Source organism: Vibrio mytili, from assembly GCF_000830505.1.
Lineage (GTDB): Bacteria > Pseudomonadota > Gammaproteobacteria > Enterobacterales > Vibrionaceae > Vibrio > Vibrio mytili.
This window is the reverse complement of sequence record NZ_JXOK01000007.1, coordinates 19,062-35,126: the sequence shown is the minus strand read 5'-3', so window position 1 is coordinate 35,126 and position 16,065 is coordinate 19,062. Positions and strand designations below refer to the sequence as shown.

Annotated in this window: 10 protein-coding genes and 1 pseudogene; 7 read left to right on the top strand and 4 right to left on the bottom strand. The window is 42.9% G+C overall.

The genetic code is table 11. The annotated features are described in order from the left end of the window. The first annotated feature begins 66 nt into the window (after positions 1-66). On the top strand, positions 67-900 hold the full coding sequence (locus SU60_RS03385) for a CvfB family protein (RefSeq protein ID WP_041154321.1): 834 nt from the start codon (positions 67-69) through the stop codon (positions 898-900). A gap of 342 nt (positions 901-1,242) precedes the next feature. Here SU60_RS03385 and rsmF read toward each other — a convergent pair whose 3' ends face one another. The 4 genes and pseudogenes from rsmF to SU60_RS03365 all read right to left on the bottom strand — a co-directional run bounded on the left by rsmF (position 1,243) and on the right by SU60_RS03365 (position 8,586). Beyond that, a complete protein-coding gene (gene rsmF / locus SU60_RS03380; RefSeq protein ID WP_041154320.1) occupies positions 1,243-2,679 on the bottom strand; it encodes a 16S rRNA (cytosine(1407)-C(5))-methyltransferase RsmF in 1,437 nt (478 codons plus the stop codon). Positions 2,680-2,853: 174 nt separating this feature from the next. Then, on the bottom strand, positions 2,854-5,505 hold the full coding sequence (locus SU60_RS03375; protein WP_041154319.1) for an MlaD family protein: 2,652 nt from the start codon (positions 5,503-5,505) through the stop codon (positions 2,854-2,856). Beyond that, complete coding sequence (locus tag SU60_RS03370; protein ID WP_052481472.1) at positions 5,498-6,766, bottom strand: paraquat-inducible protein A; 1,269 nt, start codon at positions 6,764-6,766, stop codon at positions 5,498-5,500. Before SU60_RS03370 ends, SU60_RS03375 begins: the two co-directional genes overlap by 8 nt. 24 nt (positions 6,767-6,790) lie before the next feature. After that, a pseudogene (locus SU60_RS03365) lies at positions 6,791-8,586 on the bottom strand (ABC transporter ATP-binding protein). Between the two features lie 93 nt (positions 8,587-8,679). Between SU60_RS03365 and SU60_RS03360 the strand changes: the two are divergent. The 6 genes from SU60_RS03360 to SU60_RS21190 all read left to right on the top strand — a co-directional run bounded on the left by SU60_RS03360 (position 8,680) and on the right by SU60_RS21190 (position 16,021). Then, on the top strand, positions 8,680-9,153 hold the full coding sequence (locus tag SU60_RS03360; RefSeq protein WP_041154318.1) for a GAF domain-containing protein: 474 nt from the start codon (positions 8,680-8,682) through the stop codon (positions 9,151-9,153). Between the two features lie 98 nt (positions 9,154-9,251). Then, entirely contained in the window at positions 9,252-9,878 is a 627-nt protein-coding gene (gene proQ / locus SU60_RS03355; RefSeq protein ID WP_041154317.1) for an RNA chaperone ProQ, read from the top strand. Positions 9,879-9,895: 17 nt separating this feature from the next. Beyond that, complete coding sequence (gene prc / locus SU60_RS03350; RefSeq protein ID WP_041154316.1) at positions 9,896-11,905, top strand: carboxy terminal-processing peptidase; 2,010 nt, start codon at positions 9,896-9,898, stop codon at positions 11,903-11,905. Between the two features lie 194 nt (positions 11,906-12,099). Next, complete coding sequence (locus tag SU60_RS03345) at positions 12,100-12,786, top strand: hypothetical protein (RefSeq protein WP_041154315.1); 687 nt, start codon at positions 12,100-12,102, stop codon at positions 12,784-12,786. A 339-nt stretch (positions 12,787-13,125) separates the two neighbouring features. After that, positions 13,126-15,732: an aminopeptidase N gene (gene pepN / locus SU60_RS03340; protein ID WP_041154314.1), complete on the top strand. Its 2,607-nt coding sequence runs from the start codon at positions 13,126-13,128 to the stop codon at positions 15,730-15,732. A gap of 67 nt (positions 15,733-15,799) precedes the next feature. Then, positions 15,800-16,021: a DUF2835 domain-containing protein gene (locus SU60_RS21190; RefSeq protein ID WP_084735576.1), complete on the top strand. Its 222-nt coding sequence runs from the start codon at positions 15,800-15,802 to the stop codon at positions 16,019-16,021. The last annotated feature ends 44 nt before the right edge of the window (positions 16,022-16,065 follow it).

Sequence of the window (16,065 nt, the reverse complement as noted above, 5' to 3'; positions counted from 1 at the left end):
TTTTCTCTCTGATTTTCTTGTTAGTTTAGGTATAATTCAAAGTAAATTTACAAAGAGACAAAATCCATGATTAAAATTGGTCAAATTAACAGCTTAGAAGTCATTAAACAGGCTGATTTTGGCGTATTTCTGGATGGAGACGATTACGGTTCCGTTTTGTTGCCAAATAAGTATGTTCCTGAGGGGACTGAGCTTGGTGATTACATCGACGTGTTCTTGTACTTCGATTCAGAAAGCCAACTTGCTGCGACCATTGACAAGCCGATTGCCCAAGTGGGCGAGTGGGGCTTAATGAAAATTGAAGGTGTGAGTAGCACTGGTGCGTTCGTGAATTGGGGCATTAAGGAAAAAGACCTTTTAGTGCCATTTAGTGAACAGAGAACGCGTTTTTCTGCCGGTCAAACCATCTTAGTGTATGTCTACACAGATAACGCTTCTGGGCGCATTGTCGGTACAACAAAGTTCAACAAATGGTTGGATAAGACGCCTGCAAATTATGAAGTAAACGAGCAAGTCGACTTGATCATTGCGGAGCGCAGCCAGCTTGGCTATAAAGCTATTGTGAACGGCAAACACTGGGGCATGATATTTCCATCAGATGTATTTGGTAAGTTGTACATTGGTAAAAAACTGAAAGGTTTTATTAAGCAGATCCGAGAAGATGGAAAAATAGATTTAGCGCTGCAAAAAGTTGGCATTGCTAAAATGGACGATTTGTCTAGCAAAATTCTTGAGCAACTGGAAAAGAAAGGCGGCTTCCTGCCTCTCAATGACAAATCTGACCCTGATGCGATATTTGATGCCTTTCGTACGAGTAAAGGTACCTATAAAAAGACAATCGGCGGTCTATATAAGCAGGGTAAAATCATTATTGAAAAAGATGGCATACGTCTGGTTTAATATTCGTTTGGCTTAATAAGCAAGACAAAACACTTAATCTACATCGAAAGAAAAAGATAAACCGAAAGAAAAGATAATAAGTAGAAGGCAAAAAAAAAACGGCCCAAAGTCGTCCTTTTTTTGGGCCTAGGGGAAAATGGCTCCGTGGAGCCTACGCTAAACTTTATTTTTTATTTTCGGGGAAAATATCCAGTAAAAGAACGTCTCAAAATACGACTTAGTTTACTTGAGTTTAGTACAGCAAACCCAGATAGCTAGGGCTCTGAGACGTTTTCCGTGCTACAAAACAAAAAGCCATCATAAATATGATGGCTTTTCATTTAGTTATAGTATTACCACAGGTTAAAATAAGTTTTTATCTCGAACTAACTCCCTAGGTAAACCATTTTTAACGCGATTACTGACCCACTTACCTATGCCGATAACGGTATTTTGGTATTTGACAAAAACCTCACCTTTTCCGAGCTTGATGTTTTCCGGAATATGCATTGGACGAACATCGCGCCCCATATACCATTCACGTGCTTCTTCGGTTGTTAATTCTATAACGTTGGCCTCCGAACCATTAGCGAGAGCAGTAGCCACTTGGTGTTGCCATCGGTAGCCGTTTTTATGTGTTTCTGCGATCTTTATTCCCATTCGGGAGAATCGCAGTTCACCAATCATGGGTTCCAGAGCGTTCGGGAATAACCAAACATCTTTATCTCGCAGCCAAATAGTGCACTCGTCAGGAAGATCTATCCCCAAAGCTGATTTAAGTTGTGTTGCAACATCGATGGATTCTTTTTTTGACGCTTTAGAGAAGGGGAATTTACCCATGCGCTTTTTCACTGTCGGAGCATCGACAGACATCACTTTTCGTATCCGAGCAACAAAGAAGCCTTCACAGTCGTAGACTTGTGGAAATATATGTAAGAAGCCTTCAGTAGTCAGTGACTCGTTCGCCTTATCAAACAAACCGTCTAAACTTTCAAACGTTACCGCGTCACCAAATGTCTCTTTTAAATGGTGGCAAACTTGTTGGTTTTCTTCTGTGCTCAGAGTACAGGTTGAGTAGACCAGCACGCCTCCAGGTTTTAGTGCATGAAATGCGCTTTCGATAAGATCTTTTTGTGTCTCTGCAATGTCAAGTACAGATTGCTGGCTCCAGTTTTTCATGGCGTCTTCATCTTTACGAAGCGTACCTTCTCCTGAACACGGGGCATCCAAAAGTACCGCATCAAACTGCTCAGGTAGCCATCCGCCAAAGACACGTCCATCAAAGTTACTTAACGCAGCGTTTCGTACACCACATCTCTCTATGTTGGCGTGCAGAACTTTGACCCGGCTGGCGGCATATTCGTTGGCAACTAAAACACCTTCATTTTGCATCAATGCGGCAATCTGTGTTGTTTTTGAACCGGGAGCTGCTGCCGTATCGAGAACGGAGTGAAAAGAGTCTTCGTCCATAAAGAGTGCAGAGACCGGCATCATTGAGCTGGCTTCTTGAATATAGAATAACCCCGACATATGCTCGGCGGTATTTCCTAATGGAACGCTCGTTTCGTCGGCGTCGATCCAAAAGCCTTCTTTACACCATGGTACGGGAGATAACGCCCATCCTTTTGCCGATGCTTTTGCAATAAAATCTTCAACTCTGATTTTAAGCGTATTGACGCGAATACTTTTACGTAACGGTCTTTGACATGCAGAGACAAAGTCCTCCATGTTGAGATTAGATGGCAGGATAGTTTGAATTTTTTCCAGAAAGGCATCTGGGATGTAAACGTTAGGGTGCAAAGTGAAGCCTCGTCACGATATCTGTTGCGAAAATACAATTTGATGCGAGTTGCATGCGTTGTTGCGAATAGTATACGAAAGTAGGTAAGAAACGAATAGGCAAACAAAAAGAGCAGCGTGACTGCTCTTTATTAGGTAGTGAATAAACAGGTTGTTGACGTTAAGTATTTCGCGTTATGGCTTGGGAATCGGAGTGCGCCACTGTACCCATTCATCCTCGGCTTTAGGATATAAGTAAAAAGAGTGGCCGCGCTTCGCTTTTGGCGGTAACTCGGTTTGCTCTGGAGTGGAGAAAGCAATGCCACCACGTACGAGGCTATCAATTGTGCCTGCTTTGATATTTGCTCCGGTTAGGCCAATGGATACATCGACACCTGACACATTCCAAAAGACGCTATTTTGCCGGACAAGATAAGCAAACTCTGGTTTGATTTTGATGGTCGTGACGACTCGGTCAGAAAATTCCCCTAAGCTCACGTCTGTCACTTGTCCCACTTCCATTTGGCGGTAAAGAATCGGTGTACCGACTTGTACAGACCCTCTATGTTCGCTCTGAAGTGTGAACATTACCCCTGGAACGCGATGGAAACCGTTCTCTAGCTTAAAGTTGAATTTACGACGGCCTTTCGTACCCGGTACAACACTGATCGACTTAGAAACTAATGCGGCTAAGTTTTTGACCCCACCAAGTCCTATCTCTGGTTCAGTTAGCCAAAAATGCGATCCTTCGACCGCAATATCATCGACATACTCCGGTAAGATACGTGCGGTCACTTCTACTAAGCTACGTTGAAAGTTGGGTACCACGAGCGTCACTTCACCGACTTTGACGCCCTGATATTCGATAGGCATACCTTTAGTGACGACTTGAGAGCCATCAGTGAGCAGTGAAATAACGCGTCCGAATTTTCTCGCTTGGTTTTGATCGGCGTAAAGCTTCCAGCGATCACCGATTTTATTGTCGATACCTGGAACTGAATCAAACGCGATGCCACCTTGGATCAGGGACTTCAGTGGGTTTGCTTTGACGCTAATACCTGCAAGCGATGCATCTATCTCTATACCCGAGCGATTCCAAAATACCGTTTGTCCTGTGAGCAGGTGAGAAAAACGATTTTCGATGCTGACTTGAATCACTACGCCACCATCGACTAAACGAAAATCTGCCACACTGCCAACTGGAAGGTTACGATAGAGTAGAGGGCTGCCCTTTGAAATAGGGGGGAGTTCGGGCGCAAACAAGGTTAACGTTTTGGATCCACTTAGGTTGTAATGGGCCAATGCTGCTAACGATTCGTTTTGGAACAGCTGATATTCTTTTTGTATTTCGTTCGCACCTTCACTCACAAAGCTGATTGATCCGGTTAATAGTTGTTTCGCTGGTGGAACGGTGACACTCAATCCAGATTCCGTTAAGGTTGCAGAAGCGCTGCCAGTAACGTAAAAGCGGTTGTTGGATTTAATCAGGTGCTTATATTCCTGATCAATTAATACATCGAGAAAGACTTCATCTTGAGTCTGCTTTTCACTGTCTGTCAGTCCAACTTTGATAACAGAACCGACTACTACGCCTTTGTAAAGTATATTGGCACCGCTATCGAGACCAAATGAGTTGTCAGAAACGAGTCGAATGGCGATCGACTTTTGCTGTTGTTGGTTAAATACGTTTTTACGAATCGCAGTAAACTGACGAGAACGCTCACCCTCACCAGGAACAATGGTAAGGAAGTTACCCCGAACCAAGTTCGATATATTTTCGACTCCAGAGAGCGACACTTTTGCTTCCTCAAGAACAAAGCGAGTACCTGTGGTGAGCATATCGCTAAATGCGGGTTGAATAGCCGCTGATGCTAATATCACTTCTCTACCGTCAGAGAGGCTTAAGTCTGTCACTTGGCCGACTTCAATGCCTCTGTACATAATAGGCGCACCAGCGCTGCTAATGTTGTTATCATCCGGCAATGCGATTTTAACAGCAATGCCTCGACCCGCGGTTTTTAAGTCCTTGTAAAGACGAAATTGCGTGTTTTCTTCTACTGGTTCACCATCGTCAGGAGAGTCAACGGCAATGGCACCGCCCAGCAAGGCACTCATACTTTCCATACGCACATCGACACCGTCAAAGCCGATGTTGGCCCCGATGCCGCTAACATTCCAAAAACGACTGCGACTATTGATAATGTGTTGATATTGAGTTTGTATGTTCGCTCTTATGGTCACTGACTTTGCATCTTCGTCCAACTGATAGCTATATACCTCACCGATAGGGATCTTCTTATACACAATCTGAGAGCCCACAGAGACGCCACCTAAATCGCGACTTTTGAGTTGAATATTTAGGCCTTGCGTAACCCGCAAATCTGTCGGTGCGGAATCTAATGCGTGGAAGGTGGTTTCAAACTCCTCACCGTTACCGGGTTGAATCGAAATGTAGTTACCGGAAACTAGCGCATCAAGACCCGAAACACCGGAGATACTCGCGGTCGGTTTGACGAGCCAAAAACGCGTTTTATCGTTAAGTAGTTTGGTAGCTTCAGGGTATATGTCGGCATCGACATAAATGCTGCCAAGATCAGCAGTTAAGTTGATATCACGAACCATACCGACTTCGAGGCCTTGATAACGAATGGTTGTTCGTCCTGCGACTAATCCTGCTGCATCTGAAAAGTAAATTTGTACCCGTTGTCCTGCATCATGGATGGATTTCATCACAAGCCAGCCAGCTAATATCATCGTGAGAATAGGCAGAAGCCAAAGGGGAGATATACCCTTGCTCCTCTTAACTTCAGGCACGTATGAGGTTTGAGAACTGTTCTGATCACTCATTCATTGACTCTTTTTCTGATTGTTTTTGGGTTTGGTCCCAGATAAGTCTTGGATCGATACTATCAGCGGCAAGCATGGTAAAGACGACCACGACACCAAAGGCGACGGCACCGTACCCGGGTGTAAAATCGAGTATTTGCCCGCGATCGACTAAGGTCATCATGATTGAAATAACAAACAAGTCCATGACTGACCATTTACCAATCCATTTTACTGCAAAGTAAATCATCATTCGTTGTCGTTTAAACACCGAACGTTTAAATTTGATGCACAGCATGATATACGCCAATCCAAGAATTTTAATCACAGGAACGACAATGCTGGCCACAAAAATAATAATAGCAATACCATACATACCGCTTTTTATTAACGACGCCACGCCAGAAAAAATCGTATCTTCCAGTCGTCTACCATTGGTTAATAATACCGAAATAGGGATTAAGTTAGCGGGGAAAATCGCAATGGTCGCCACAATCAAATATGCCCAGGTCTTTTGTATCGATTGGGGTTTGCGATGATACAGTTTGTGAGCGCATCGGCGACAGTGACTGTTCTCTGGTTGAGATAAGTGACACTCATGGCAGTGTATGTCTTTATGTGAGAAATCAAAGCTTGTTTCGGGCCTCCATGTTTCCCAATAGCGACGCACACTAATCCGAGAAACGAGCAGAACCGTAAATATTTGCAGTAATACCAATCCAAAAAGCCCAGGGCCAACGAAAATATCCGAATAGTCCTGAAGTTTAAAGCACGAGACCGCAATGCTGACCAAAAACACATCTAACATCACCCAGTGTTTCAGATGTTGTATCAGCCAAAGCGACGTTTTTAATCCTCGGAACCAGCGTAGGTGCATTGATAAATGTGCGGTTACAACGGATACACAAACGGTTAATGGTGCAAGAGAGCTGCAAAACATAATCAGCAACGCGAGTAGGACATAGCCTTCGTCCATTAACGTAAGCATACCATCAGGAAGTGTGGCGGGAATCATCACGCCAACCAGTCGAATACTGATGAAATCAAAAAAATGGGATGGAATAAAAAGTAATAGGCATGTTATTGCAATAGCGAGATTACCTGAAAGGCTTGGGCTCCCACCGCGATAGAGTTGAGTTCCGCAACGAGGGCAATAGGCATGTTTACCGCTCGGAAGTTCGACGACATCAACGGCTAATTCACAGCCTTGACACAAGCGAACGCCACGGGTTTCTGTTTCGTGTTTCGATGACGCGGCGTGTTTGGACAAAGAGGCCGTCATGACGACCTCTCTAGATAACAGCAGTTATGCGTGAGACTGAATGCCTCCATATAATGTTTGATATAAGCCTTCTTGCTCAACTAACTCACCATGGGTTCCTGTTTGCGTCACTTTGCCATCTTCAAGCACATAGATTAAGTCCGCTTGCTTTACTGCTGATAGGCGGTGTGCGACGATTAATGTTGTTCTGCCGTGTAAGAATTCAGTTAATGCTTTATGCAGTGCTGCCTCTGTCGCGGTATCTAATGCAGAAGTGGCTTCGTCTAATATAACAAATTGAGGGTTACTCAGCACCATTCTCGCAATCGCGAGGCGTTGACGTTGCCCGCCAGATAAACGAATCCCGTTGCGGCCAATCTCTGTGTCTAAGCCATGATTCAATTGCGCAATAACATCTTGGAGTTGAGCGACTTCAAGCGCCCGCCATAATGACACATCATCAAAGTCCCCACCAAGAGTAAGATTATGCCTCAAGGTATCGTTAAATAGTATAGGTTGCTGTAATACAACGGCAATTTTGTCGCGGATTACTTCAAAACTAATATCTTCAGTGAGTTCATCATTGAAACGAATGCTTCCGGAGTTTTGGCTATAAACACCAATGAGCAATTGAATGAGGGTTGATTTGCCACCGCCACTTGCTCCAACCAATGCGACTTTCTTCCCTGCCGGGATATGCAAGGAGAGGTTATTCAAAACCTTATGTTCATTATTGTATGAAAAATCAACGTTCTCAACTTTCACGTCAACTTCTCGATGGCTGCCGAAAGGGTTAACTTTGGACACGGGCCTATGTTCTTCTTCAAGTTTTAACAAGTCATTAATACGTTTCAACGCCGCTTTAGCGCTATACCAAGAAAATTGAATGCCGAGTAATTCTTGAACAGGAGAGAGCATAAACCACAGGTAACCGAACACGGCAAAAATCTGACCAATCGTAAGGTCACTGAACAGGACCATTAACATGGCAACTGCACGAAATAATTCGAAACCAATCAAGAACAGTAGGAAAGAGACTCGGCCAGCAGCTTCCGATTGCCAAGCGTACTTGTCTGCGTCTATCCGAACTTGATCGGCGTTATTTTTTAGTTGTTGGAGGAATTCACGTTCTTTATTCGCAGCGCGCAGCTGATAGATACCATCTAGGGTTTCGACCAAACGAGTTTGGAAAATTTCAAAAGAGTGGTTTTCCTTAAGCTTAAGTGCTTGACCATGCTGCCGAGTTTACGAGAAAAATAGATAACAACAGGGTTGACCAGTAGAATGAACAGACCCAGCCGCCAATCAAGCCACAGCAGTACAATTGCCGTTCCAATCACGGTCAAAAAACTGATAACGAATTTTGCTAAAGTAGAACCAATAAATTTATCAATGGTTTCAATGTCAGTGATAAGGTGTGCGTTGATTCCGCCACTACCTTTGGTTTCATATTGGCGAATACTGATGCGACCAAGTTTGTCGATCATTTTACTTCGCATTTCAAAGGTAATGGTCTTCGAGACTAGCGTGAATTGCCGGCCTTGGAGGATGTTGAGCGCTTGACTAGCTGCTCGCATCAACACGACTAAAAACAAAGTGAAAAAGATATAACCCGTAGGAGTGTGCCATGCTTCAGGGAGAATGGTATTCATTGCAGCCAAGCCACTGGCTGGTTGATCCAATAACACTTCATCGACCATCAATGGCATCAAAAGAGGGATTGGCACACTAATCAGGGTTGCAAGAACAGCGATTAAGTTTGCAACGATCAACTTGGACTTGTGCTTTTTTACTTGTGTTATCAACCAAGAACGGCTAATAGTGTCATCTTTCTGAGCCATTGTAATTAAGAATAAGTCCTATTATTAAGTAGGCCTGCATTTTAGCGCCATACAGTGAGAATGGAAGCGTTATATAGTAAGTAGGAAAGTAATATGAACAGTAAACAATATCAAACACTCACCAAACAAGCTGCAGCCCTGATCGAGTCAGAGCCAGATTTTATTGCTAACTTAGCAAATCTAAGCGCTCTTCTCTTTATGGAGCTCGAAGACCTCAATTGGGCAGGGTTTTACCTTACCAAAGGCGATGAGTTGGTACTTGGACCGTTCCAAGGTAAGCCGGCTTGTGTCCGTATTCCGATGGGACGTGGTGTCTGCGGGACGGCTGCAAAAACCAATACGACCCAAAGAGTTTACGATGTTCATGCATTTGAAGGGCATATCGCTTGTGACGCCGCAAGTAACTCAGAAATTGTGATTCCGTTTTCGATTAATGGAGAGGTAGCGGGTGTCCTTGATATTGATAGTCCAAGTATCGGTCGATTTAACGAAATAGACGAGCAAGGCCTAGTCCATTTGATGTCTGAAGTAGAAAAGCTGCTTAATTCACACGCGAACAATGCATAAATTCACCCGCGAGTGTGGTTTTTCCTTGTCATGTCACTATAATACGAGAATATTTTTTCTTAATGCTCTGCGGAAATCCGCTCAAACCAGGACCCCTCATGACTGAAAAGTTAAAAAACAGCAAAGAAGTTATTGCATATATTGCTGAATGTTTCCCTAAATGCTTTACTTTAGAAGGTGAAGCAAAACCTCTGAAAATTGGTATTTTTCAAGATCTTGCGGAACGTCTAAATGAAGACGAAAAAGTAAGCAAAACTCAGCTTCGTGCAGCGTTAAGACAGTACACTTCATCATGGCGTTACCTTCATGGTGTTAAACCAGGTGCGGTACGTGTTGATCTTGATGGCAACGCATGTGGTGAACTAGAAGAAGAACACGTAGAGCACGCGAAAGCGACACTTGCTGAAAGCAAAGCAAAAGTACAAGCGCGTCGTAAGGAACAAGCACAAAAAGCTCGTGAAGAAGGCAAGGCGAAAGCAAAACCTGCAGCTAAAAAGCCGCAACAGCCTCGTCGTTCTAACAAGCCTAAAGAGCAAAAACAGACTAAGCCTGTGGAAACACGTGCACTAAATGCTGAAGAAATTACAGTAGGTAATGCAATAAACGTGAACATGGGTAAAGGAAACATGGCAGCGACCATTGTTGAAATCAATAAGGATGATGTACGTGTTCAGCTAGCTAACGGCCTACAAATGGTTGTAAAAGCGGAGCACTTGCGCGCCTAAAGGAGATACTCCTACGCATGAATTGCCGTTCAAAACTGACACTGATCGCTGCTGGCTTATGGCTGGCAGCATCATCAGCTCAGGCTCTAGAAGCCAAATTAACCCTCAAAGACTTGCCAGTGCTTGCTCCGGAAGTTCAGCACGAAACGGCCAGTAAACGAGTTACCTCTCGATTCACCCGATCTCATTATAAGCACTTCAGTCTTGATGATGACTTCTCAAAGGCGATCTTTGAACGCTATATAGAAATGCTTGATTACAATAGAAATATATTTACTCAAGCAGACATAGACTCTTTTAAAGATTGGTCTACTCAACTAGATGACCAGCTAAAAGCGGGCAACAATCAGATCGCTTTTGATGTGTATAATCTTGCGATGAGAAAGCGTTTTGAACGTTTCGCGTATGCGCTTACTCTTCTTGATAACGAAATCAAGTTTGATACAGATGAAGAAATTGAACTTGATCGTTCTAAAGAAGCATGGCCAAAAAATGAAGCGGAAGTGAATGAGTTATGGCGCAAGCGTGTTAAATACGACGCGTTAAATCTAAAACTAACTGGCAAAGAATGGCCAGAAATTAAAGAAGTTTTAGAAAAGCGTTATAACAACGCCATGAAGCGAATTACTCAAACCAATAACGAAGATGCATTCCAGGTCTATATGAATGCTTTTTCTCGTCAAGTCGATCCGCATACCAGTTATCTTTCACCGCGAAATGCAGAGCAATTCCAGTCTGAGATGAACCTTTCACTTGAAGGTATTGGTGCCGTTCTTCAGATGACGGATGATTACACGGTGATTCGCTCATTAGTTGTTGGAGGCCCAGCTTCAAAAAGTAAGCAATTAGGCGAGGGTGATCGCATCATTGGTGTTGGTCAAGATGGCGAAGAAATTGTTGATATCATCGGATGGCGTTTAGATGATGTTGTACAGCTAATTAAGGGACCTAAAGGAACCAAGGTTAACTTACAGATTCTGCCTGAAGGGAATAACGCTAAGAGTTACATTGTCACGATTGTTCGTGACAAAGTGCGTCTGGAAGATCGAGCCGTCAAATCCGAAATTATTGAAAAAGATGGCAAAAAAATTGGTGTACTAGAAGTACCAAGTTTTTATGTTGGTCTATCAAAAGATACGGACAAATTGCTATCTGAATTCAACGCCAAAAAAGTGGATGGCGTGATCGTTGATTTGCGTAATAATGGTGGTGGTGCTTTAACAGAAGCGACCGCATTAACAGGGCTATTTATTAAAGATGGTCCAGTTGTGCAAGTGCGAGACAGTTACGGCCGTATTAAAGTTAACGCTGACAGAGATGGCAAAATTAGCTACGACGGGCCTCTCTCTGTACTCATCAATCGATACAGTGCATCGGCTTCCGAAATATTTGCAGCTGCAATGCAAGATTATGATCGTGCTTTGATTCTTGGTGAAAACTCGTTTGGTAAAGGGACCGTTCAGCAACACCGTTCATTGAATCATATCTACGATCTGTTTGATAAAGAACTTGGTTACGTGCAGTACACCATTCAAAAGTTCTATCGCATTGATGGTGGCAGTACTCAGAATCGTGGGGTTGCACCGGATATTACTTACCCAACCGCGGTAGAAGCGTCAGAAACGGGCGAAAGCGTCGAAGAGAATGCGCTACCTTGGGATAGTATTGAAAAAGCGAATTATCAAACATACCCAGATAACGATGGGTTGATTGCCAAGCTGACCAAACTTCATAACCAACGTATTGATAATGAAATGGAATTTCGTTTCATTAAACAAGACATTGAGAAGTATCGTAAAGAGAAAGACGATAACATGCTGTCTCTAAACGAAAAGGTCCGCAAAGAAGAGTCTGATAAAGCCGACGCGCTAAGCTTGGAGCGAATTAATGAACGACAAGTCGCGCTGGGTAAAAAGGCATACAAATCTTTAGATGATGTACCTAAAGATTATGAAGCTCCGGACGCGTATCTTGATGAATCAGTATCAATTATGATTGATGTGCTAAATCTAGAAAAGCAGTCGTAACAACTGTTCATGCATATGAAAAGAGCGAGCCGTAAGGTCTCGCTCTTTTTTTATGGTTTTATCTTCGTCTATCTGCCGCATTACAAGCGCGTTATCCGCTTATTTCACTCGAGTAAATTACGTGATATTGATCTAATTTTTAGCGAGAGTGCCGACTAAAGCCTAAGCTATAAGAAAACGATAAGGATGCCGATATGAAATGGTTCTTTATTATGCTTAGCTTGCTGTGTTTTAACGTGGTCGCTGCTAGTGCGGAAAACCCAAGTGTAAAGCAAGACGAGTTAAGTCATTTCGATACACCATTCTTGATTGGTGAATGGTATTTGATTAATCCTAATTCTATGCAAGAGACAACGGAAGACTTTCGTGTTATCAAGCTGACGTTAGGCTCTGACTACCTATTCTCAATTGATATTCAAAAACGTGATTATTCGGTTGACCATTGGGAAGGGAGCTACAGCGCTAACGAAAACACCATTGTGCTTGGATTAAATAGCGATGAGCCACAAATCTACCAATATCTGAACAATCACAACACTCTTGATCTTAATGGTGTGACGTTCACTAAAGGACTCTCAAATGCACTGGCCGGTATATGGTCTAGTTCTCATGTCTCCGGGGAAGGGCTGGTGGCAAATAACATCAACCATATGGATCTCATTCTTCAACCTGATTTTGTGTTTATGTTTCGTGTTTCAAATGAAGCGGGAGAAGAATCGATAAAGCAAGGCGTCTTCTATACCGAGGATGAGTACTTGGTTCTTTTATATGAAAATGGTGAGCAAGGTACGACGTATAAGCTCAATAAAAATGAATTGACCATTAAAGACCCGAACGGTGAAATGTACGCGGTACTCAATCGAGTTATCATCCCGCAATAGTTGATTTTGTGCGTTTAGAGATGGCAGCATGTTAATGCTTAGAGATTGATGAATGCGAAACAAAAAGCAATAGGTTTCATAATGACGAGAAGTGTTCGAGAGTAAGTCGTAGAAACGACATTATGCTTTGTCTCGTCTGCATTTGCAGTGCTTTAGGCTAGACTTGGTTAAATATTGCCCGATAGATGTGATTAACTCGATAAAACCCCAGTTTTTTCTGATAATGACTTGTATTCTGATACCGCAACCCCTACTAATAGTTTATATCGTGATACCAATTCGAGACATTAAGTCGAGCGAATTGGTATTTTTGTAGTTCGACATACAAGGATTTACGACATGTCCCAAGCTCCTCAAGCCAAATATCGTAAAGATTATAAAGCACCATCTCACACTATTACCGATATCGATCTTACGTTTGATCTTTTTGACAACGACACTCGTGTTACTGCGTTGTCAAAGGTTGTTCAAAAGGGTGACACCAATACACTTGAATTAGATGGTGAAGGGTTAGAGTTGCTTTCGGTCAAAGTTAATGGAGAGGATTGGGCGCATCATGAGGTTAAAGATGCTTCATTGGTTTTGACGGATCTCCCTGCCGAGTTTGACCTTGAGATCATCACTAAAATAGATCCAGAGGGTAACAGCGCACTAGAAGGTTTATACAAGTCCGGTGGTGCATTTTGTACTCAGTGCGAAGCGGAAGGCTTTCGTCGAATTACATACTATTTAGACCGTCCTGATGTGTTGGCGAAGTACACGACTAAGGTGATTGCCGATAAAGCCAAATACCCATTTTTGCTAAGTAACGGTAACCGTATTGCTGAGGGTGAGGCAGAAAATGGTCGTCATTGGGTGCAATGGCAAGATCCACACCCAAAACCAGCGTACCTATTTGCGCTAGTCGCGGGAGATTTTGACGTTCTTCGTGATAAGTACACAACAGTATCTGGGCGTAGTGTCGATCTGGAAATTTTTGTTGATAAAGGCAATCTTGATCGTGCTAATCATGCGATGACTTCTTTAATCAACTCCATGAAATGGGACGAAGAACGATTCGGTCTTGAGTACGACTTAGATATCTACATGATCGTAGCGGTTGACTTCTTCAACATGGGAGCGATGGAAAATAAAGGGTTGAATATATTCAACTCAAAGTACGTTCTTGCTAATGATCAAACCGCTACTGACAAAGATTACCTTGGTATTGAAGCGGTAATTGGTCATGAGTATTTCCATAACTGGACGGGTAACCGCGTGACATGTCGCGATTGGTTCCAGTTGAGCTTGAAAGAGGGTTTAACCGTATTCCGTGACCAAGAGTTCTCGTCCGATCTCGGCTCACGTGCTGTTAACCGTATCGATAATGTTCGCATTATTCGTGGTCCTCAGTTTGCTGAAGACTCAAGCCCAATGTCTCACCCAATTCGTCCAGACAAAGTGATAGAAATGAATAATTTCTATACTTTAACTGTGTACGAAAAGGGCAGTGAAGTCATTCGTATGTACCATACATTATTGGGTGAGGAAGGCTTCCAGAAAGGGATGAAACTCTACTTTGAGCGCCACGATGGTACTGCGGCAACGTGTGAAGACTTTGTCTCAGCTATGGAAGATGCAAACGGCGTGGATCTGAAACAATTCCGTCTTTGGTACAGTCAGTCAGGAACACCAACAGTACGCGTCAGTAGTGAATATAATGCAGATGCAAACACTTACGCGCTGACTGTTGAACAATTTACTGAAGCGACGCATGACCAAGCTGAGAAACAGGCGCTACATATTCCATTTGATATCGAATTGTACGATGCGAAAGGTCAAGTGATTCCGTTAGTTATCAACGGAAAATCAGTTAACAACGTACTTGATATCAAACAAGATACACAGACATTCGTATTCGAAAATGTTGCAGAAAAACCAGTGCCTTCATTGCTACGTGAATTTTCTGCACCAGTGAAACTGGAGTACGATTACAATGACGACGAGCTGATATTCTTGATGAAGCATGCGACCAATGATTTTGCTCGCTGGGATGCAAGCCAAATGTTGTTGGCAAAATACATTCGTCAAAATGTCATTAACGTTCAATCAGGCAAAGAAATTCGTCTTTCTGAAGATCTTATAGATGCATTTCGTGGCGTCGTATTGGATGAAACTTTAGAGCCTGCATTTATTGCTCAAGTACTCTCACTACCTTCAATTAACGAAATTACTGGTTGGTATCAGAAAGTTGATATCGATGCAGTAGATAAAGTATTAAATAGCATTACAGTGTCACTTTCTTCAGAACTAGAAGATGAATTCAGTGCGACATACCACACGCTGAAACAATCGGATTACTCGATTGATCATGAAGCTATAGGCAAACGAGCGTTACGGAATCAGTGTCTGCAATTTTTAGCCTATACAGATGCGGGTAATCAGCTCGTTCAAGCGCAATATGAGTCTGCTAACAACATGACAGATACGATTGCGGCAATGACAGCAGCGAACAACGCAGGGCTAGAATGTCGTGAAGCACTGATGACTGATTACAGTGATAAATGGAAGCACGACGGTTTGGTGATGGATAAGTGGTTCATACTTCAAGGCAGCAATCCAGCAGAAAACGCACTCGAAGTAGTCAAAGAGACAATGGGGCATGAAGCCTTTAGCTTGAAAAACCCGAATCGTACCCGTAGCTTGATCGGTTCATTCCTAAATGCGAACCCAGTGCGCTTTCACGATAAGTCGGGAAGTGGCTATCAGTTTGCAGGTGAGATATTACGCCAGTTAAACGACTCAAATCCTCAAGTTGCATCACGCATGATTGATCCACTTCTTAAGTTCCGTAAGTATGATGAAGCACGTCAATCGTTGATTCGCAACGAGCTTGAGAAGTTAAAAGCAATGGACAATCTAGCGAAAGACCTGTTCGAGAAAGTGACGAAAGCACTAGAAGAATAGCGACTAAGCTATAGGAAATAACGTTAGATAGGAACGGAGAGTGGTCTCGATGACCACTCTTTAATTTATGAATCAGTATTACTTTACGCTCAATATTTCGTATCAGACCTTCGTATCACATTACTCAGGTGCCGCTAGCACTGTCCAAGTTGTGACTCACAATGGATTAAGAATACAGCTGCCAGCTACTCGATTTAGACCTTTTCTTAGTCAACTGGGGGTTCGCGGTCAGTTTAGACTCACAACTGACCAAAATAATAAGTTTATAAAGTTAGAAACTCTGTCATAAATCGTATTTACAGAGAGTTAAATAGGAATCTCAATCACAGAATC

Coding starts and splice junctions, on each gene's coding strand:
- SU60_RS03385 (WP_041154321.1), top strand. CDS start 67: ATGATTAAAATTGGTCAAATTAACAGCTTAGAAGTCATTAAACAGGCT.
- SU60_RS03375 (WP_041154319.1), bottom strand. CDS start 5,505: ATGAGTGATCAGAACAGTTCTCAAACCTCATACGTGCCTGAAGTTAAG.
- SU60_RS03370 (WP_052481472.1), bottom strand. CDS start 6,766: ATGACGGCCTCTTTGTCCAAACACGCCGCGTCATCGAAACACGAAACA.
- SU60_RS03360 (WP_041154318.1), top strand. CDS start 8,680: ATGAACAGTAAACAATATCAAACACTCACCAAACAAGCTGCAGCCCTG.
- proQ (WP_041154317.1), top strand. CDS start 9,252: ATGACTGAAAAGTTAAAAAACAGCAAAGAAGTTATTGCATATATTGCT.
- prc (WP_041154316.1), top strand. CDS start 9,896: ATGAATTGCCGTTCAAAACTGACACTGATCGCTGCTGGCTTATGGCTG.
- SU60_RS03345 (WP_041154315.1), top strand. CDS start 12,100: ATGAAATGGTTCTTTATTATGCTTAGCTTGCTGTGTTTTAACGTGGTC.
- pepN (WP_041154314.1), top strand. CDS start 13,126: ATGTCCCAAGCTCCTCAAGCCAAATATCGTAAAGATTATAAAGCACCA.
- SU60_RS21190 (WP_084735576.1), top strand. CDS start 15,800: ATGAATCAGTATTACTTTACGCTCAATATTTCGTATCAGACCTTCGTA.